This window comes from Streptomyces sp. NPDC102402 (assembly GCF_044765765.1).
Lineage (GTDB): Bacteria > Actinomycetota > Actinomycetes > Streptomycetales > Streptomycetaceae > Streptomyces.
This window is the reverse complement of the sequence record NZ_JBIWKR010000004.1, coordinates 159800-174320: the sequence shown is the minus strand read 5'-3', so window position 1 is coordinate 174320 and position 14521 is coordinate 159800. Positions and strand designations below refer to the sequence as shown.

General features: G+C 70.3%; 17 protein-coding genes. 9 read left to right on the top strand and 8 right to left on the bottom strand.

What is annotated here, in order from left to right; all coding sequences use genetic code 11:
• Positions 1 to 94: 94 nt before the first annotated feature.
• The 3 genes from ACIRJR_RS14565 to ACIRJR_RS14555 all read left to right on the top strand — a co-directional run bounded on the left by ACIRJR_RS14565 (position 95) and on the right by ACIRJR_RS14555 (position 3048).
• Positions 95 to 736: a LysE family translocator gene (locus ACIRJR_RS14565; protein WP_403779159.1), complete on the top strand. Its 642-nt coding sequence runs from the start codon at positions 95 to 97 to the stop codon at positions 734 to 736.
• 292 nt (positions 737 to 1028) lie between these two features.
• Positions 1029 to 2144, top strand: coding sequence for a hypothetical protein (locus ACIRJR_RS14560; RefSeq protein ID WP_403779156.1), 1116 nt, complete (start codon positions 1029 to 1031; stop codon positions 2142 to 2144).
• Between the two features lie 172 nt (positions 2145 to 2316).
• The gene (locus ACIRJR_RS14555; protein WP_403780317.1) at positions 2317 to 3048 is read left to right on the top strand and encodes an NPP1 family protein; all 732 of its coding nucleotides are present in this window, start codon (positions 2317 to 2319) and stop codon (positions 3046 to 3048) included.
• Positions 3049 to 3122: 74 nt separating this feature from the next.
• Here the strand turns inward: ACIRJR_RS14555 and ACIRJR_RS14550 are convergent, their stop codons facing one another.
• Together ACIRJR_RS14550 and ACIRJR_RS14545 are read right to left on the bottom strand one after the other, a co-directional pair.
• Positions 3123 to 3554: a VOC family protein gene (locus ACIRJR_RS14550; RefSeq protein ID WP_403779154.1), complete on the bottom strand. Its 432-nt coding sequence runs from the start codon at positions 3552 to 3554 to the stop codon at positions 3123 to 3125.
• 143 nt (positions 3555 to 3697) lie between these two features.
• Entirely contained in the window at positions 3698 to 4120 is a 423-nt protein-coding gene (locus tag ACIRJR_RS14545) for a PPOX class F420-dependent oxidoreductase (protein WP_403779151.1), read from the bottom strand.
• Between the two features lie 286 nt (positions 4121 to 4406).
• Here ACIRJR_RS14545 and ACIRJR_RS14540 point away from each other — a divergent pair, with 286 nt between their 5' ends.
• Both ACIRJR_RS14540 and ACIRJR_RS14535 read left to right on the top strand, forming a co-directional pair.
• A complete protein-coding gene (locus ACIRJR_RS14540; RefSeq protein WP_403779149.1) occupies positions 4407 to 4673 on the top strand; it encodes a hypothetical protein in 267 nt (88 codons plus the stop codon).
• A gap of 364 nt (positions 4674 to 5037) precedes the next feature.
• Complete coding sequence (locus ACIRJR_RS14535; RefSeq protein WP_403779146.1) at positions 5038 to 5883, top strand: hypothetical protein; 846 nt, start codon at positions 5038 to 5040, stop codon at positions 5881 to 5883.
• A gap of 312 nt (positions 5884 to 6195) precedes the next feature.
• Here ACIRJR_RS14535 and ACIRJR_RS14530 read toward each other — a convergent pair whose 3' ends face one another.
• Positions 6196 to 7260, bottom strand: coding sequence for a DUF4037 domain-containing protein (locus ACIRJR_RS14530; protein ID WP_403779143.1), 1065 nt, complete (start codon positions 7258 to 7260; stop codon positions 6196 to 6198).
• A gap of 177 nt (positions 7261 to 7437) precedes the next feature.
• On the opposite strand from ACIRJR_RS14530, the gene ACIRJR_RS14525 reads away from it, so the two are divergent.
• Positions 7438 to 7608, top strand: coding sequence for a hypothetical protein (locus ACIRJR_RS14525; RefSeq protein ID WP_403779140.1), 171 nt, complete (start codon positions 7438 to 7440; stop codon positions 7606 to 7608).
• Between the two features lie 283 nt (positions 7609 to 7891).
• Complete coding sequence (locus ACIRJR_RS14520) at positions 7892 to 8410, top strand: GNAT family N-acetyltransferase (RefSeq protein WP_403779137.1); 519 nt, start codon at positions 7892 to 7894, stop codon at positions 8408 to 8410.
• A 67-nt stretch (positions 8411 to 8477) separates the two neighbouring features.
• On the opposite strand, the gene ACIRJR_RS14515 is transcribed toward ACIRJR_RS14520, so the two are convergent.
• Positions 8478 to 9089: a hypothetical protein gene (locus ACIRJR_RS14515; protein ID WP_403779134.1), complete on the bottom strand. Its 612-nt coding sequence runs from the start codon at positions 9087 to 9089 to the stop codon at positions 8478 to 8480.
• Positions 9086 to 9322 carry a hypothetical protein gene (locus ACIRJR_RS14510; RefSeq protein ID WP_403779131.1) on the bottom strand — a complete coding sequence of 79 codons (237 nt, stop codon included), beginning with the start codon at positions 9320 to 9322 and terminating at the stop codon, positions 9086 to 9088. The genes ACIRJR_RS14515 and ACIRJR_RS14510 overlap by 4 nt, the downstream gene beginning before the upstream one ends.
• A 72-nt stretch (positions 9323 to 9394) precedes the next feature.
• Between ACIRJR_RS14510 and ACIRJR_RS14505 the strand changes: the two genes are divergently transcribed.
• The gene (locus tag ACIRJR_RS14505; protein ID WP_403779128.1) at positions 9395 to 9895 is read left to right on the top strand and encodes a GNAT family N-acetyltransferase; all 501 of its coding nucleotides are present in this window, start codon (positions 9395 to 9397) and stop codon (positions 9893 to 9895) included.
• 4 nt (positions 9896 to 9899) lie between these two features.
• Here the strand turns inward: ACIRJR_RS14505 and ACIRJR_RS14500 are convergent, their stop codons facing one another.
• Positions 9900 to 10775, bottom strand: a complete 876-nt coding sequence (locus tag ACIRJR_RS14500) for an IS5 family transposase (protein ID WP_403779125.1) — start codon at positions 10773 to 10775, stop codon at positions 9900 to 9902.
• Positions 10776 to 11127: 352 nt separating this feature from the next.
• On the opposite strand from ACIRJR_RS14500, the gene ACIRJR_RS14495 reads away from it, so the two are divergent.
• Complete coding sequence (locus ACIRJR_RS14495; RefSeq protein WP_403779122.1) at positions 11128 to 11973, top strand: GNAT family N-acetyltransferase; 846 nt, start codon at positions 11128 to 11130, stop codon at positions 11971 to 11973.
• Between the two features lie 109 nt (positions 11974 to 12082).
• Here ACIRJR_RS14495 and ACIRJR_RS14490 read toward each other — a convergent pair whose 3' ends face one another.
• Both ACIRJR_RS14490 and ACIRJR_RS14485 read right to left on the bottom strand, forming a co-directional pair.
• On the bottom strand, positions 12083 to 12973 hold the full coding sequence (locus ACIRJR_RS14490; protein WP_403779119.1) for an LLM class F420-dependent oxidoreductase: 891 nt from the start codon (positions 12971 to 12973) through the stop codon (positions 12083 to 12085).
• Positions 12974 to 13126: 153 nt separating this feature from the next.
• A complete protein-coding gene (locus ACIRJR_RS14485; RefSeq protein WP_403779116.1) occupies positions 13127 to 14440 on the bottom strand; it encodes an SGNH/GDSL hydrolase family protein in 1314 nt (437 codons plus the stop codon).
• Between the last annotated feature and the right edge of the window lie 81 nt (positions 14441 to 14521).

The window sequence follows — 14521 nt, the reverse complement described above, 5'->3', positions numbered from 1 at the left end:
CCGCCCGCGCCGGCCGGACGGATCCGTACCGGAGCGCCCGTGCGCGAGAAAAATGGGCTGAACGCCCGGTCCGGTCCGTGTTTGCATGTGCGTCATGGTGTCTTCCGAGCGTGTGCTCGCCTTCGCGGCCATGTCCTTCCTGCTGATCGTGATCCCGGGCCCCAGCGTGCTGTTCGTGATCGGGCGGGCGCTGGCGCAGGGGCGCCGCGCCGCTCTGACCACGGTGGCCGGGAACACGCTGGGCGCCTGTCTGCTCGTCGTGGCCGTGGCGCTCGGGGTCGGGTCGGTCGTGGAACGCTCTGTCATCGTCTTCGCGGTGCTCAAGCTGGCCGGTGCCGCCTACCTGGTGTATCTGGGTGTCAGGGCATGGCGCCGACGTGGTCCGACGCAGGCGGTGTTCACCGGTGACGGGGCGGCGGAACAGGGTGGTATGCGTACGTTGTGGGAGGGGTTCGCCGTCGGTGTGGCCAACCCCAAGACCCTCGTGTTCTTCGCCGCTGTGCTCCCGCAGTTCGTCGACCGGGCCCAGGGGCACGTCGCGCTGCAGATGCTCCTGCTCGGGCTGGTGTTCAACGTCATCGCGGTGGTCTGCGACAGTCTCTGGGGGCTTGCGGCGGCAACCGGGCGGGACTGGTTCGCCCGGTCACCCCAGCGGCTCTCCCTGGTCGGAGGAGCGGGCGGGCTCGCGATGATCGGCCTCGGTGTCACCGTGGCCGCGACAGGGCGCAAGGACTGACGTCGGAGCCGGGGGACGGGTCCGCGTCAGGAGGTGAGTGCCGAGAGGGTCGAGCAGCTTCCGGCCCGTACCGGTGAGCCCGAACCCGACGAGGTGCCGGTCGCCCCCTGGTGTGGCGGCGGGGGCATCTGCGCTCCTGCTTCGCGGGCCGGCGGGACTGGACGTCCGGTGAGCGGCGGCGGGATCCGCGGGACTTCACCACGCCCGGTGACCCGGGATCGTACGACAGTACGAACGGTGACCTCGGCGCCTCGCGCGCGTTGTACAGGGCGTGTCCACTTCAGCTGCCAGCATGTCCCCCGTCCCGGCCGCACCGGTGGTGAAGCCGAACCCCTTCCTGCTGACGCCTCGCCAGGGCGAAGCCGCCCGCGCACTCCTGGCATACCTGGGCTCGCTGCCGCTGCGGGGGGCCGACGCACAGCTCCTCGCGGTGGTCGTCGCCATCCGGGCGGCCCGGGGCGGAATCGGCAACCTCACCGGTCAGGACGTGAGGTCCCTGCGCCTGGCCGACCCGGAGGCGGCCGTCGTCGCTCTCGCCCCACTGGGGTGGCAGGGGCAGGAGGCACTGCTCGGCGGGGACCTCGTCACGCCCGTCAAGGTGACTGTGCCCGACCTCGGCGGAAGCCAGGAACCCCGCCTGCCCTTCGGCAAGGTGATGCGGTCGCGTGTCTCGGGCTGGACGACCCGGACCCTGGCTTCCAAGCCGGTCAGGAAGACCTCCTCCGCCTCCCGGCTGGCGGCGCTGTTCCTGGCCGCCCACGGTCCGGTCGACGCGTACGGCACGGTGCCCGCCCACCTGCCCGACGACTGCCGGGCAGCCCTGCCCGAACTGCTGGCCAAGGGGTTTCTCCGGGAACTGGACGGCAGTCGGTATCTGCTGGCCGACGCCGTGCGTCACCTGTCGGGCACGCGTCCGCCGTCAGACACCCCGCCGGCCGTGCGTGAGCCGGAGGAGGAGCAGCCGAGCTGGGACGAGTGGAAGGACCGCGCGAGCGTGGCGTTGCGGCGGCACGTCGAGGCTGTCGAGGGCTGCCCCGAGTGTTCACTCTCCACCGCCAGGGTGTCGGAGGCCTTCATGCGCAAGGCGGTTCCGGCCCAGTTCCAGGAGAAGGTGCGTACGGCGTACGGCGCCTGGGTCGCCAGGTACCCCGACCAGGGGCCGCTCGCGGCGGAGTTCGCCGCGGCCTTCCGGGCCGAGCACGGCCACGGTCCTTCCGTCAAGCAGCTCTGCAAGGCGCTCGGCTGGGGCAAGATGTCCCGGGAGCTGCGCATCCACGTCATCCGCCGGCTGATCGCCGAGGGGTGGCTGACGAACACCGAACCGGTGCCGTGGACGCTGCGACCGGGCAAGGCCGCCCGGCCCGGTGCCCCCTCAGCGGCGGCCCCCGCAGCCGTACGCCGACGCTGAGGGACCCGTGCGCGCATGCTCGCGCGCGTCCGGCACCTGACGTCACGTCCGGTCGCAGGGTTCGAAGTGATTGTGGTGGGCATGTCAGCCATGGTGCGCGTGCCCCCCACAGTCACGCGCCGACCGGGAGGACGCAGTGAAGAGCAGAACGCCCGTTCGCAGGACGGCAGTCATCGTGACAAGCGCGCTCACTCTGGTACTCGCCTCCGCGACGAGCGCGCTGGCCGCCCCACCGGCAGCGCTGCCCGCGAACGCGGAAGCGATGGAGCAGACATTCCAGCCGGCGTTCGACTACGACACGGACGGCTGCTACCCGACACCGGCGATCGGACCCGACGGCACCATAGCCGCCGGCCTCAAGACCTCCGGGGCGGTCAACGGCAGTTGCCGTGACGCCGTGGACCTGGACAACACCAACGGCTACGCCCGCTCCACGTGCAACAACGGGTGGTGTGCCGTCATGTACGGCCTCTACTTCGAGAAGGACCAGGCCGTTGCCGGCAGCGGGCTCGGAGGGCACCGGCACGACTGGGAGCACGTCGTGGTGTGGATCCAGGACAACGAGCCACGCTTCGTCTCCACCTCCGCCCACGGCGACTTCGACATCCACGCCCGTGACCAGATCCGATGGGACGGCTCCCATCCCAAGATCGTGTACCACAAGGACGGTGTGAGCACCCACTGCTTCCGTCCCGCGAACTCCGCCGACGAGCCGCCGGAGAACCACTACGGCACGTGGCGGTTCCCCGGGCTCGTCGGCTGGAACGGCTACCCGGCCGGTCTGCGGGACAAGCTCGTCCAGGCCGACTTCGGCAGCGCGGTCTTCGGACTGAAGGACGGCAACTTCGCCGCCCACCTGGAGAAGGCACTCCCCGCCGGCATCCCCTTCGACCCCGACCTCTGACGCCCGGACGCGCGGCGGCCGTGCGCCTGAGTGGCGGGGACGGCGCGGCGGCCGCGCGCACCTGACGGGACGCGTCAGCGCTCCGACAGTTCCGAAGGCGCCTCCTGAACCACCCATCCGTTGCCGTCGGGATCGGCGAACGACATGAACGAGTTCCAGGTGCCGCCCCTGCCCTCCTCCCAGCCCGTGGCGCCCACGTGACGGACCGGGGAGACGTCCACGCCCCTGCCCACCAGCTCCGCCCGTGCCGCCTGGATGTCCGTCACACAGAGCTGGAGACCGTGCAGCGTGCCGGGAGCCATCACCTTCTCCCCGGGAAACGCGGGCATCCCCTGGAGCATGGCGATCGAACAGCGCGAGCCCGGCGGCGTCATCTGGATGATGCGCATCCCCGGGGCGACCTCGTCGTCGAGGTCCAGCCTGAAGCCGACCCTCTCGGTGTAGAACGCCTTCGCCCGGTCCATGTCGGTGACAGGGACCGGGATGACCTCGAGTGTCCAGTTCATGGCGCCTCCTCAGCAGAGCCAGAGCGTCTGGCCGGATGGAAATGGCAGTGCACCGGGACGGATGCCCGGGGGCCTGGGCACCGGGGACGGATGCCTGGGGGCCTGGGCACCGGGGACGGATGCCCCGGGGTCTGGACGACCTCTTACGTCGCCGCCTGGTCGCTGTCACGGAAGCCGCCCCAGCCGTGCCAGCGGTCGATCTCGATCCAGGCGTTGACCCGGCCGCGCTCACGGTCCGCGTACGGCTGGCCGAGGTAGTTCCGCGACAGCCGGTCGATGCCGGTGAGGCCCTCGTCCTCGCTGATCTCGACCACGCGCCCGATCAGGGTCACATGGGTGTACCAGTCGGATGCGTCGAGCACCGTCAGGGTGACACGGGGGTCCCGGCGAACATGGCCGAGGCGCTTGCGGCCCTCGTCCATGTTGACCAGCACCCGGCCGTCGTCCCACAGGTACCAGGTAGCCGTGGACACCGGCTGACCGTCCGAACGGAGGGTCGCGATGACGGCCGGGTTGGGCTTGCGCAGCATGGCGACCGCGTCATCGGGAAGCGGCGGCTTCGACATGTTCTCTCCTCTGTCCCGTCCTGCGCCCTCCTGTGACGGCGAACCACGACGGGTGATTCGGAGGACGCGCCTCCTCCACGCTGCCACACGACGGGTGCGACGTCCGGGACCGCCCCGGGCTTGTTCGTCCACGGCGCGTGACACGGCGAGTCGGCCACCCGGGCCGGAGACGGTCACCGACGGATCGAGGAGCGGTGACTTCACCGGGCGCCGCCTCTCCCACCCGCGGGTGGCCGCGCCGCCCCACGGGCGTTGGACTGTCAGTGGCGCCTGTGATGCTGGGGCCATGGACGAACTGATGAGGCGCCGTGTCTACGGCGCCGACCATGAGGACCCCGATCCGGGGCCACAGCCGGGACACGTCTACGTCGAGCTGGTGGGCGGCCCGCTGGACGGACTGCTCCTGGACGTGACCGGCTGGCCCGGGGAGCGCTTGGCCGTAGGGGCCGCGCTCGGCACCGAGCTCGGGAAGTTCGGTGCTGGAGGTCGCGCCGTGTACGGTCCGGTGGCGGACGATCCCAGCCGCTGGGCCTGGGAGGCGGACAGCCCCTGAGCGAGGCATCCGCGGGGGAGGGGAGACCGGCACGTGTCCCCTGACCAGTACGTGCTGGACGGGCGGAGTGACCGGCCGTCACCCCGAGCGCGGCGAACGGCGCGTGCCGCTGCCGCGAGAAGGGCTGACCGCCGTCCGGCTCGACGACTCGCGTGTTCCGCCGACGGGGCTCCTTCCGGTGGGCCTCAGGTCCGGCCGGCACCCGGCCCGGACCCTCTCGCGGCCCGACGAGAGAGGCATGGCGCCCGGGAACGGGGAAGGATCGGTACTTTCGCCGGTCTTCCGGCCCAGGTGGTGACGCCCGGGGAGACCCTCCCTAACGTGCTCGACCGACAGGATTCCGGATCCAGGAGGTGGCACAGGGATGAAGCACTTGATGCGCCGCGCGGTCGGCGCGGCAGCGGGACTGCTGGCCGTCGCGTTACTTGCCCCGCTCCCCGCGGCGCAAGCGGGCGCCAGGGCCGAGGGCGGGACCGGGCCGTACCCGGCCGGCTACGAAACCGTCGCCGGACTGCCGGACCATACGGTCTACCGGCCCGACACCCTGCCGGTGGACGAGAAGCTGCCCGTCGTGGCATGGGGTAACGGCGCGTGCCGTGCCGACGGCACCTGGTTCGAGAACATCCTCACCGAGTTCGCCTCGCACGGCTTTCTCGTCATCGCCAACGGCGTACCCGGAGGCTCCGGCCGGACCTCGGCCGACATGCTCATCGAAGCGGTCGACTGGGCCGTCGAGGAGAACAGCGACCCGGACAGCGAGTTGAGGGGCAGGATCGACACCTCCGAGATCGCCGTCATGGGCCAGTCGTGCGGCGGACTGGAGACCATGGAGGTGGCCGACGACCCGCGCATCGACACGACGGTGATGTGGAACAGCGGTCTGATGAGCAGGCTCGACAAACGGATCCGACTGCCCCGTCTGCACGCACCCGTCGCCTACTTCACAGGCGGCCCCGAGGACATCGCCTACGAGAACGCCGCGGACGACTGGAACCGGCTGCCCGCCGGCCTGCCCGCCTTCTCCGGCAACCTGGATGTCGGACACTACGGCACCTATGCGGAGCCGAACGGCGGCGAGTTCGGGAGGGTGGGCGTGAACTGGCTGAAGTGGCAGCTCAAGGGTGACACCGACGCGCGGAGCGAGTTCGTGGGTCCCGACTGCGGGATGTGCTCCACGGAATGGGACGTGCTGCAGAAGAACCTGTCCTGACCGAGGACCGCTTCGGCCGCGGCGGGGCCCCGCCCCCGCTGCGGCCGGTGCGTCGGGCGACGGAGCGCGCCTCCTCGCACCGCCCCTCCCGGCATCGCGCCGACGATGAGACGTGATCGACAGCACGGCCATGGGGCCGCCCGGCAGGCCCTGGGCAGGAGTCGCGCCACGCTGAGGGGGCGGGTGACGGTGGAATCGGCGGAACCGCGGGTGCGGCCACGGTGGTGACCACAACGACCGGCGCGGCGCCGCCGCGAGGCGATTGCGCGGCGTTCACCGGATCGCGCGGACCGCGGCCCGGATGGCGTCGGGCTAGTCGAGCAGGTCCGTGCTGTCCGCCCACTGGTCGACACCTCCCACCAGCGGCAGAGCCTGAAGGTCCGGGTCCGTCACGGTGAGCGCGAGCGCGTGCGCGAAGCGCTCGGCATGCAGGACCAGAAAGGGACGCGCGTGGTAGGGCCGGCGGCCGGGGTCCACCGGAGCGATGAGACCGGACGAGTTCTGCAGCGACGCGACGGCCTCGTACGCGGCGCACAGATGCGCCTCCCGCGCCGGATACTCCGTCGCGGCCAGCGCACCACGGAGCATGGGGCCGAGTGTCCCGGCCACCGGCAGCCCGCCGAACGAACTGCCGAGCCACTTGCCGTAGGGCGCGTACCTGCGTTCCAGCAGGTGGCACAGGTGCATCAGACTCCGCACCAGGCGGGCGGTCACCACCATCGAGCCGATGTCGTCACCGGCTTCCGCGCAGCGCCCCACGAACGCCTCCTCCTGCGCGATGCGCTGCCACTGGCAGGCCAGCAGATAGCGCCATACCTGCTCCGGATACCAGGCCAGCCTGCGTCTCACCTCGGTGAGGGTTCCAAGGCCGTCGTGGAAGACAGCTCCGCCCGTGGTCTCGGCGAGCCGCTGCTGCGGCAGCGCGAGCCAGTCGCGGGCGCCCGGCTCCGCGTCGGCCGAGGGCAGCCCGAGCCGCGAGGCCAGCCATCCGTCGACGTCGTGCAGGTCCACGCGGTGATCGACCGGGCCGTCGGTCACCCGCATGTGCCCGACGGGATCGAGAGGATCGCCGCTCCCCTGGAAATGGGTGGGCCAGCCCCGTACCGCCTTCGGGAGCCGTTCGGAGAGCAAGCGGCGGATCTCCACGCCGTGCTCGGCCTTGTCCGCGGCTGTCAGGAAGAGCTCCAGCCGCGGTCCCCAGTCGTGGTCGGCGGACCTCGGTGAGTCGAACCCCAGCACTTCGGATCCGCTGCCGACCCGGCCCGCCGCGTACGGCAGGTCCGGGAAGGCGTCTCGCAGGAGTGGCCCCACTTCCTCCTCGTACAGGATTCCGGAGAGTTCGAGTCCAGGGACGAACTTGGCGTCGGAGATCGTCATTCCGCAACTGTGCTGCCCCCCACCCGCCTGGTGCCAGCGGTTATTCCCCCGTGTCAGGCAGCCGGCCGCACCGTGCGCGACGGCCGTTCGTAGGGGCGCCGAACAAGGATGGCGTCACCCAGGTCTGAGCCAGGAATGCAGGGGCACATGTGTTCCATCAACCAAAGGAGCAACATCATGCTGGGAATTGCTGCCGCCGTAGTCTTCTTCATCGCTTTTCTGATCAACGCCGCCGACATCGCGACGAACGACGTCTTCGCCTCCACGAACGTCATGCTGATCGGCCTGGTCCTGCTGGCCCTGCACGTCGCGGGAATCGCGAACGGACGGCGCGTCGGCCGTCGGTGACCGTCGTCCGGTCGCGACCGGCGCGGCCGACCACCCGGAGACCGGGTGCGTCGGCCTTCCGTCCGGCGGGACCGGCCGGCGAGCACAGCTGCGGCGGCCCGACGCCGGCCGGGTCCGCGCGCAGCCGACGAGTTCGCCGATCGGTCCCGGGTCCGTCCGGTCACCCGTCTCCGGCTGTGCCCCGCAACGTGGGTGAACCGCGCCGTCCCGCGTGGAACCGCCGTTCCCCACCCAGGAAGCCGGACCGCGTACGCTGGACGGACTGTTCCCGGACAATGGGCGCATGCGCATCCGCCAGGTGAACATCGACGAGCTGCCGCTCCTCCGGGACATCGAGAGAGCCGCCGGTCTGTGCTTCCGTGACATCGGCATGCCCGAGATCGCCGATGACGAACCGCCCCCTGTCGAAGAACTGGCGCGCTATCAGAAGGCGGGACTGGCCTGGGCCGCCGTCGATGCGGCGGACGCCCCCGGGGCCTACCTCATCGCTGAACACGTCGACGGGAACCTTCACGTCGAGCAGGTGTCGGTACACCCCGACCACGCACGCCGCGGGACGGGGCGCGCGTTGCTTGGGCGCCTCGCGGATCACGCCGTGGCCGCGGGCGTGCCCGCTCTGACGCTCACGACATTCACCGACGTCCCCTGGAACGCGCCCTATTACCTGCGCTGCGGATTCCGCGTGCTCGACGACACGGAGCTCGGGCCGGGCCTGACCGAGATCCGCCGGCGGGAAGCCGCTCACGGGCTCGACCGGTGGCGACGGGTCCGCATGCGCAGAGACCTGCGCGGCCCCGTCTAGCTCCGTACTTCGCGGGTGGCAGCGAAAGGTGGATCCGGCGCCACCGCGCAGTTGTCCGGCCCCGCGGCTATCGGCGGCCATCTTGTCCACGCTCGCTGCGCCGCAGTGCGCGACGTTGCTTTCCTGGCAGGGTGGCGGCCAACTCGCCCACCAGGGAGACGTCGTGGCAATCGCCGTCTTGGCTGCCCCGGCACCACCACACCGGTGGGCCGGCCGCGTCCGTTTCGCCCTGATACCAATCGTCAGTGGTCCCTGCGGGACGAGGGTGCATTCCGACCTTGTGTTCCGAGCAGATCGGCCAGACCCGCCAGAGCAACTCCATGATGGTCGACTGCGCCGCATCTGCGACCACAGCCAGGACCGTCGTCGCATCGTCCGGCTCTGGCGGGTCGCCCTCCTCCAGGTCGCACGCATTCACCGAATTGCCGTGCCAACGGCCGTCGGGCATCGCCACGTAGACCTGACCCCTGTCGATTCCGCTCGGGGGCAAAGGCCGCCGAGGCGGGTCAACCATCAGTATCAGTGCTTCTTGATCCGGCAGGGTCGCCATCAGGTCGCGATTGACCACAGCGAGGGCGGCCTCCAGCTTCGGCCATTGACCGGGCTCGGCCGGCATGGGCTCGGGGAGATGCTGCCAGTCATGACCAGGACCGATGCTGAAATGCGAGGAGTAGTTCACCAGGGCATCGTCTCAGTCACCCCGACGCGCCTGTTGTTCTGCACAAAGATGGGGGTGACGGCCAGGGGGCCTTTGAAGTCGCCGTATCTGCGCTCGGCCACACCCTGGCCTGTGTGGCGGCGTAGCACTTCGCTGGGATCGGCCTGCTCAGGGGTGAGAGTGGTCAACAGCGCGTACCAGCCGTCGACGGCAGCCTCGGCCTGGAGCGCGTCCTGATCGAAGTGCCAGTACATCTAGGGCGTGTGTCGGAAGTGCTCCTCCGGGGCTCCCACGGAACATGGTCTCTGTCGTGTGATTCTGTTGTCATGACTGATCACCGCGAGGTTGCCATCGTCCGCTGGCCAGGCCAGACTCCTCCGACCGAGGACGGCCTGGCCGCCTTGCTGGCGGCCTACCATCTGCGGACTGAGGCTGAGAAGGGGGAACCGGTTGCCCATGTGGACGGGTTGCGGGATCGCTACCGAGCAGAGATCACCGACCCTCGGACCGCGTTTGCCGGTGACGTCGTGCTGGTGGCTCTCCTGCGGGATGCCGCTGTGGGCTGTTTGGTGCTGACCTCCCCGGCCAACGAGCCATCGGAGATCAAGAGGCTCTGGACCGACACTGAATTCCGTGGGCGGGGCATTGCGTCCGCCTTGCTCGGCGCTGCGCTCGCCCATGCCGCGGAGAACGGCGTGGACACCGTCCGGCTCTCAGTGTGGGAATGGCGGACCGGGGCCATTGCCCTGTACGAACGACTCGGCTTCACCGTCACCGACTCATGGGATGAGCGGGATCAATTGGTGTGCATGCAACGCGCTGTCTGAGTGGTCACAGCCATTCGTTGGTGGCCGCGAGGAGAACGGTTGCCTCGTAGCGGACCGCGAGCTTGTCGTATCTCGTAGCGACGGCACGGTGCCTCTTGAGGCGGTTGATCCCGCACTCGACCGCATGACGCTCGCGGTAGTCGACCGGGTCGAAGTGCGGCGGCCGGCCACCGCGGGAGCCGAGCTTTCGGCGGTTGCGCGCCTGGTCGGCCTTGTCCGGGATGGTGCAGCGGATCCCGCGGCGGCGTAGATTGGCCCGGTTCTTGCGGGAGGCGTACGCCTTGTCGGCGCGGACCCGATCGGGTCGGACGCGTGGCCGGCCTGGTCCGATGCGGGGCACGCGGACCTTCTCCAGCACCGGCTCGAACTGCGGCGAATCGCCGCGCTGGCCGGCCGTGATCACGATCGACAGGGGCTTTTGGCCCTGCTCGACGGCCAGGTGCAGCTTGGTCGTGAAACCGCCGGGCGAGCGTCCCAGCCCGTGATCACCGGGCTCGGCGAAGACGCCGCCCGGCGGTTCCTTCTGCAGGTCGCCCTGCTTACGGGCTCCGGCCGCATGCTGATGAGTGCGACACACCGTGGAGTCGACGCTCAGGTCCCACCTGGTCGCACCCTTCGCGTCGGCCATGGACTGAAGCCGGGTGAGGATGCGGTGCCAGGCGCCGTCCCGCTGCCATCGGCGAAACAGGTCGTCGATCCGGCCCCACGGCCCGTACTCGACGGGCACGTCCCGCCACGGCACACCGGTCCGGACTCGGAAGCGTATGCCGTCGATCAGCTGTCGCCGGGACCAGACGGGCGGCCTCCCCGCCCGCGTGCCCTTCGGCAACAACGGCTCCAGCACCGCCCGCTGTTCATCCGTGAGATCACCCCGCCCCATGAACCATGACCATTCACGGCTCAAGATCTACTTTCGATACACGGCCTAGCCGGGCCCGCACCGCGTCACCCCGGGTCACTCGCCCGCGCGCGCCGGAACGTCCACGGCCTCGGTCCTCGACGAGCCGTGGTGGCCGGGTCCCCGTGGACACGGGACCATGGTCCAGGGGTTGCCGGCCCGGTCGCGCGTCTGCCGGTCGGCATCGCCGTGTCCGCGCCCGTCCGAGGTGGGCGGAGGCCGTCGGGGCCGGGACGCGACGCCGCGCGGCCGGGGAGCCCGGTGCGGGCCTGTTCGGCCTGTGCGGGAGACGGTCTCCGCCCAGCCGGGTCACCGGATCGAGTGAAAGAGGGACATGGCAGCGTACGAGATCAAGACCGCCGGGGTCCGTGAGATGACGACGTTCCTGGAGTGGGCCGGCGACGAACAGTGGAACCCGGGGAAACTGGACCACCTTCCCTTCCACGCCGCCGACCCGTACGGATTCCTCCTGGGCCGGCTGGACGGCGAACCCGTCACCTCCGTCTCCGCCGTACGGTACGGAGACGATTTCGGATTCATCGGCTTCTACATCGCACGCCCCCCGGTTCGCGGCCAGGGCTACGGGATCCAGGCGTGGCAGGCGGCCATGAAGCGACTGGACGGCCGGAACGTGGGCCTCGACGGTGTCGTGGAACAACAGGACAACTACCGCAGGTCGGGGTTCCGCACCGCCTGGAATCATGTGCGGTACGAGGGAGTGCCGGCAGGGGAGCGGCCTCCGCCGGACATCACCGTGGCCGACGCCGGATCTCTTCCCTTCGGTGAACTGGCGTCCTTCGACCGCCGCTTCTTCCCCGCACGGCGTGATGCCTTCCTCTCGCTGTGGGTGGGAGCGCCCGGCCACACGGCCCTCGTGGCGATTCGGGACGGTGCGCTGTGCGGTTTCGGGGTGGTGCGGCCGGCGCGTTCGGGAGCGCGCGTCGGCCCTCTCTATGCTGCGTCGGACGATGTCGCTCTCGCTCTGCTGAACGGCCTTTCGGCATCCCTGGACGGAGCCTCTGTAGCGCTCGACGTGCCCGACGTGAACGTACCCGCGGTCAGGCTGATGGAGCACCTGGGACTCGAGCCGACCTTCGAGTGCGCCCGGATGTACACCCAGGGCGTTCCCGAGACCGACAGGGCAGGTGTCTTCGCCGCGACCACCATCGAACTCGGATAGGGCGTCGGATACCGCCGTAGCCGACGGCACGAGCCGGGGGCCGGCCACGTGTGTGCCCAGCCCCCGGGAGCGCGCCGGCGGGACCTGAGGGTGCTGCTGCGGCTCTGCTCTACACCCGGTCCGCGAACACCCCGGCCAGCTCACGCCATTCGGCCCGCGGCAGACCGCCACCGCCCTCTTCGGCGGTGAGGACCTGGAGGGCGACGTGGTCGGCGCCGGCGTCGAGGTATTCCTGAGTCCGGGCAGCGATGTCCTCGGCGCCCCCCATGGCGAAGAGGGCGTCGAGCAGCCGTACGCTCCCGCCGCCGTGGAAGTCGCTCTCCGTGAAGCCCAGGCGCAGCAGATTGCCTGTGTAGTTGGGCAGTTGGAGGTACGTCGACAGCATGTTCCGTGCCGTGGTGCGGGCACGGTCCGGATCCGGGTCGAGCACCACCGACAGCTCCGGGGCGAGCAGGGCGTCGGGACCGAGTGCCGTGCGCGCCTCCGCGGTGTGCTCAGCGGTCACGAGATAGGGATGGGCGCCGAGCGCCCGGTCCGTCGCGAGCTTCAGCATCTTCGGGCCGAGGGCCGCCAGGACCCGGTGGCCGGACCCCACGGGCGGGGTCGCGGCGTCGAGCGCGTCGAGGTAGGCGACCATCGAGCTGTACGGCTTCGTGTACTGCGGAACCATCGGCCCGTGGCTGACGCCCAGCCCGAGGACGAACCGACCGCGCGCGCTCGCGTCGATCGCGGCGATCCGCGCCGCCACCGCCTCGGCGGAGTGGTCCCAGATGCTCAGGATGCCGGTGGCCACGGTGATCGTGCGGGTGGCCGCGACGACAGCGGCGGCGTCCTCCGGCGAAGGGCTGCCCCCGATCCAGAGGGCGCCGAACCGAAGCTCCTCCAGCTCGGCGAGCGCTTCGACCAGTTCCTCGCGGCCCGCGTCGTCCCTCCGCGATGCGTGCAGGGCACCGCTCCAGATGCCGACCCGTCCGAATGTCTCACGCGTCTCAGAAGTCATGGTGGCGTCAACAGCACCTCGTGACCGCTATTCCCGGACCACTGGGAGGTTCATCCCATCGGGGGCATTGTCCATGGGCGGCGGACCGGACACGGGGTTCGTTCCCGGCGGCCAACCCGGTGCGCGATGCCCAGGTGCGGCCGGCCAGCGGTGTCAGTGGTCCAGCACCGCGGCCACTTCGTGCGCCATGACGCGGTATCCGGCGTCGTTGGGGTGCAGTGCGTCCTCGTCCGCGTACGCGGGGTCGATGCGGTCCGGGTCGGTCGGGTCGGCGAGTGCCCGGTCGAAGTCGACGTACGCGTCGAACTCGCCTGCGTGGCGGATCCAGTCGTTGACCTCGTCGCTGACCCGTGCGGAGTGCGGTCCCCAGTGGTCGGAGCCCTTGAGCGGCAGCAGGGTCGCGCCGACGGCCTCGAGCCCCTTGCTGTGAGCGGCGCGGATCAGCGCACGGTATCCGGCTATGAGCCGGCGGGACGACACGGTCGGGGCCGGCTTGTACGTGGCAGGCGGGTTGGGCCCTTTGGCGGCTTCGCTGAACCCGATGTCGTTGACCCCCTGGAGGATGACGACCGTGGAGGCGCCCGGCTGGTCCAGCACGTCCCGCCCGAAGCGTGCGGTCGCTCGTTCACCGAACCAGGCCGAGTCGTTGAGTACGAGGTTGCCGCCGATGCCCTGGTTGACGACGGGCCGCTCGGTCAGCTCGGCCAGGACGTCGGAGTAGCGCCGGTCGGTGTTGGGTGTGGAGCCGAAGCCGTCGGTGATGGAGTCCCCGAAGACCACGATGCCGTCCTCGGCGCCCGAGTCCTTCGTGCGCCCGCCGGTTTCCGTGGCAGGGATCGCGGGCGGTGGCCCGCCTACTTCGACGCCGGAGAGGTAGTACCAGGACTGGGTTCTGCTCCTGTACGCGCCTCCTGTCGTATCGGCCCTGTGGTCGCCGTTCGCGCGGTAGGTGTCGGTCCAACCCTGCGAGTGGAAGGTTGCCGGGCCGGTGGTCCCCGCGAGGTAGAGCGTGACCGTGAGGGACTCCAGACGCTTCGGGCGCAGTGCGGTCGCGTCGCTGCGGAGCCCGCCGTGAGCCGGGACCTCGGCCGATGCCCTGCCGCCGAAGGTGAGTCGGCGTACCGACCCCGGCTCGACGGCCGCGCCCTGCGCGGTGCGGGCGACCGTCGCGCCGGTGATCTTCAACGGCGAGGTGCCGTACGCGTTGGAGAGCCGGATCCTGACCAGGCCGCCGCCCTTGGTGACGCGGACCACCTGACGTACGGACTGGTGGGAGAAGCCCTCCTGGGACCAGTTGGGCGTGAAGCCTGTGCTGGGCATCTGCGGTGAGGCGCCCCAGGCTGTGGTCCAGACGACGGGGGTTGCCTCGACGACGGGTGCTGCCTCGCCCGGGCGGGCCGGGATGCCCACGGTGAGGAGCCCGGCGACGAGCGGTGCGGCGATGCGGCGTACGGAGAAGATGCCCACGACTACCCCTAATGGATTTGGAGTTCCGTTAAGTTCGAGCACACCGTAACAGTGATGGAGGTAGTAATGGAACCATAGGCC